Source organism: Wolbachia endosymbiont of Cardiocondyla obscurior, assembly GCF_902713635.1.
In the GTDB taxonomy this organism is placed as follows: domain Bacteria; phylum Pseudomonadota; class Alphaproteobacteria; order Rickettsiales; family Anaplasmataceae; genus Wolbachia; species Wolbachia pipientis.
Genome location: NZ_CACTIU010000086.1, coordinates 1 through 4113 on the forward strand (window position 1 = coordinate 1; position 4113 = coordinate 4113).

The 4113-nt window shown below is 33.9% G+C and carries 4 protein-coding genes; 3 read left to right on the plus strand and 1 reads right to left on the minus strand.

Features of this window, described 5'->3' with window-relative positions; translation table 11 throughout:
• Positions 1-2208 (minus strand): ankyrin repeat domain-containing protein (locus WOCAOBSORBRA_RS05665; protein WP_174516118.1); only part of this gene is annotated, 2208 nt, incomplete at its 3' end.
• Positions 2209-2398: 190 nt separating this feature from the next.
• On the opposite strand from WOCAOBSORBRA_RS05665, the gene WOCAOBSORBRA_RS05670 reads away from it, so the two are divergent.
• From WOCAOBSORBRA_RS05670 to WOCAOBSORBRA_RS05680, 3 genes are all read left to right on the plus strand, one after another.
• The gene (locus WOCAOBSORBRA_RS05670; protein ID WP_174516119.1) at positions 2399-2554 is read left to right on the plus strand and encodes a hypothetical protein; all 156 of its coding nucleotides are present in this window, start codon (positions 2399-2401) and stop codon (positions 2552-2554) included.
• A gap of 6 nt (positions 2555-2560) precedes the next feature.
• Entirely contained in the window at positions 2561-2932 is a 372-nt protein-coding gene (locus tag WOCAOBSORBRA_RS05675; protein WP_174516120.1) for a hypothetical protein, read from the plus strand.
• A gap of 119 nt (positions 2933-3051) precedes the next feature.
• Positions 3052-3885 (plus strand): transposase family protein, encoded by an 834-nt coding sequence (locus WOCAOBSORBRA_RS05680; RefSeq protein WP_174516121.1) that lies wholly within the window; start codon positions 3052-3054, stop codon positions 3883-3885.
• Positions 3886-4113: the final 228 nt, after the last annotated feature.

Consider the following 4113-nt stretch of genomic DNA (forward strand, 5'->3'; position numbering starts at 1 on the left):
ATTATCTAAAGTAATGATTAAGGTTAAACGCTGTTGTTTTTCATTTTCCCTAAATTGATTTAATACTCTAACAATGTACTCGTTACCGTCATTCCCCGCCAAATTAGCTACTTCAAAAGTGTGATTACCTTCATTACGAAGCTGATATAGCAATCTTGCAGCACGGGCTATATCAATTTGTTGAAGCCAGTAATCATAATAGCCAGCACTTGTTGCAAATTCCAGTGTAAGCAGATCATTTACTTCTATCTGTTGGTTATCAAGAATCCCTCTTATTTGTGTTAATATGTCTTGCACAGTTTGAGTAGTAGGTATAGTTTTATGCTCTAATGAAGACCTTCTCTCTATCACTTTCTCATTAGGTAGCTCTTTCACCTTTACCAACTCAATTAAGGATTTTCTATCGAAACTACTTGGTAGATATTTTACTATCATTTCATTTATTTCTCGAGGTAAATTTTTCACTACAAAAAGATTGGAGATTACTTTCAAAGCTTGATCGAATAGTTGTAAATTCTTCTTTCCTATTTCATATTGACTTTCCATTATCTTGGAATACGTAGGAAATTTACTTTTATATTCACCTTTCTCCAATACTGTTACTATATCTTTATTACGCATCAAAGATGCTAATTTATTACCTTTGCTTGTCAAAAGATCGTAAAATGTAACATTACCATTAATTATTTCTTTTTTTATCCCTTCTATTTCATTCACACATCTATCAATATATTCTGACATTTCTCTTTCAAGATCGGAATTATGTTGCACGAGATATCGTGGCTTTCTTACATTGCAACCTTTTAATTTAACTTCATGTTGTATTAAAAGCTCTGCTATATCTTGAAAGCCATAATGTATAGCCCAATTTAAAGGATAGCCAATATCCATTTTAATATCAGCCCCTCGTTCTATTAAGGTATTTACTACCTCAAAATTGCCTCCTTCAACAGCAAAATGTAAAGGAGTAAATCCATCCCTATTTGCTTTATTAACATCAGCCCCCCGTTCTATTAGGACATTTACTACCTGTATATTGTTGCTTTTAATAGCCCAATACAAAACAGTATGCTCATGTCTATCCACCCTATTAATATCGGCACTTCTTTTTATTAGAGCATTTATTAGCTCAACATTACCTGCTTGAACAGCTAAGTGCAAAGGAGTATACCCATCCCTATTTGCTTTATTAACATCAGCCCCCCGTTCTATTAGGACATTTACTACCTGTATATTGTTGCTTTTAATAGCCCAATGCAAAACAGTATGCTCATGTCTATCTACCCTATTAATATCGGCACTTCTTTTTATTAGAGCATTTATTAGCTCAACATTACCTACTTGAACAGCTAAGTGCAAAGGAGTGTATCTATCTCTGCTTACTTCATCAACATCAGCCCCTTGTTCTATTAGACTATTTACTAACTCCATATCGTTCCTTAGAACAGCTAAATGTAAAGGTGTACATATATCATCACCCACTTGATGTGATATTAGAGCATTCACTGCCTCGAAATTGCCTCTCTCAATAGCAAAATGTAAAGGAGTATATCCATACTTATTTGCTTTATTAACATCAACCCCTCGTTCTATTAGACTATTTACTAACTCCATATCGTTCCTTAGAACAGCTAAATGTAAAGGTGTACATATATCATCACCCACTTGATGTGATATTAGAGCATTTATTATCTCAGCATTACCTATTTGAGCAGCAAAATGTAAAGGAGTATATCCACGATTATCTGCTTTATTAATATCAGCACCTCTTCCTACTAAAGCATTCACTGCCTCGAAATTGCCTTTCTCAATAGCCAAATGTAAAGGAGTACGTCCATATCCATCCGTTTGATTAACATCAGCACCTCTTCCTACTAAGGCATTCACTGCCTTGAAATTGCCTCTCTCAATAGCTAAATGTAAAGGAGTATTTCCACACTTATTTGCTTTATTAACATCAGCACCTCTTCCTACTAAAGCATTTACTATCTTAAGATTACCTAGTTGAACAGCTAAGTTTAAAGGAGTACGTTCATATCTATCTGCTTTATTAACATCAGCACCTTTTTCTAATAAATAATTCACTGCCTCGAAATTGCCTCTCTCAATAGCTAAATGTAAAAGAGTATGTCTATATCCATACACCGTTTGATTAACATCATACCCTAGCAGAGTAACTAAGAATAAAAAAATATCTCTATCTTCCATTTTGCCTCGTTAAATACTTTACTATAACACTTAAAATAAAATTTGCAACCAATATAAGTTGTTTAAAAATGTCTTACTTGGAAATATCTGTTACACTTGCTTTGGCTGCGTTAACTTTCCTTAGAACCTGTTAAGAATCTTGGAAATATGAGTTAAAATAGGCATAGATTTAAGAAAGAGGTATATATCTATGCAAAAAAGTTATCCAAGTGATATAAGTCGAAAGCAATTTGGAAAAATCAGAGCAATTTTAGAAAATAGTAAAAAAAGAACAAAACCAAGAAAACTTGACTTATATGATGTGTTTTGTGTAGTGCTATACGTCCTGAAAAGTGGCTGCCAGTGAAGAATATTGCCAAAGAACTTTCCAAGGTGGGAAAACATATATTACTATTTTCAAACTTGGAATAAAAAGAACGGAGAAGAACCAAGTTTGCTAGAATTGGTCTTAAAAAAATTAATTGGAGAGGTCCGTATCAACAATGGTCGAAAGGAGAAAACCAGTTTCTGTATAATTAATGCTCAAAGTGTTAAAAACACAAGTGTACCGTTGCTTATCAATGCTGATATGAATTTAAGTAGCGAAAAACGTCAGGACCATCTAAATAAAAAAGAAGTAATTATGACAGCTAGAGAATATCTTGATAGCTTGAGAAATAGCAAGAACATAGAAGAAGTAGTGCAAGCAACCGAAGCAACAGACCTGATGGGAATCAAGGGATGAAAATTTAGAATATGAGATTAGGTAAAAACATTAAGAAACAAAAGACCTTATGCAAAACAAGAGAAAAGAGGATGAAAGTATGGTATCAAGAAGAATAGTACAAACAAAAATGAGGCAAAATGGGGTTAAACCACCATAACCTAAAGAAACATCGAAGAAACTTCCGCGATATAACAGTGCTAAAAGTAGAGGAATTTGAAAAAATTGTAGAAAAAGTGCGTCCAGAATGGGAGAAAATTGAAAAACAAAAAAAATGTCATGGAAGAAAGTCGCATCTACCAACCTTGGAAGATAAAATATTCTGCGTAATTTTGTATTACCGTGACTACATGACACAGAGATTTTTGGGCTGTTTATTCAAATTACACAATGCAAATATTTGCCGACTTTTAAAGAAAATGGAGCCGCTGTTGGCAAGAAAAATCGCTATAAAAAAAGACAGAACCCTAACGGCAGAAAGGATTTTGAAAATTTTGGCAGATGTAACGGAGCAACCGATACAGAGACGGAAAAACAATAAAAAAAGAAAGAAAAGTTACTCTGGAAAAAAGAAAACAACCACAATAAAAACCGAAATTGTAATTGAGGAAAATGGTAGAATTATGTCTATTTCAAGATCACACAGAGGTCGAATGCATGACTTTAGGATACGAAAGCAAGAGAAATTTCTGCCAGTAGATAGTATAAAATACGCTGATTCTGGCTATCAAGGTTGGCAAAAGGTACAGAAAAATGTTGTGATTCCGTACAAAAAATACCGTAAAAAGGCGCTAAATGCGGAGCAGAAGGAGAACGATCGAAAATTGGCATCGTTCAGGATGAGTGTAGAAAATAAGATTAGAGAGATTAAAGTTTTTAAGATTATGTCACATGTTTACCGCAATTTTCAGAAGAAACATAACTTGAGATTCAATATTATCGCAGGAATTGTGAATTTGAGGCATGGTTTTTAATCTTTTTTCTTAATGTTTTTACCTAATCTCATATTCTAAATTTTCATCCCTTGATTCCCATCAGGTCTACTATTGGCAATACGTATTCCTAAAACTGGTCGATTTATAAAAGTGCGGGATTGATACTCCTCTGCACGAGGCTGCTATCTATAGACCTGCTGCGAATCAAGCGATAAAAAGAAGGAAAGGAGGGTGACTAAAATGAAGGTTAACTAAAAGGCGTGCTTA

Bases quoted from the DNA above. Each gene is read 5' to 3' on its own strand.
- WOCAOBSORBRA_RS05680 (WP_174516121.1), top strand. From the start codon at position 3,052: ATGGGGTTAAACCACCATAACCTAAAGAAACATCGAAGAAACTTCCGC.
- WOCAOBSORBRA_RS05670 (WP_174516119.1), top strand. From the start codon at position 2,399: ATGCAAAAAAGTTATCCAAGTGATATAAGTCGAAAGCAATTTGGAAAA.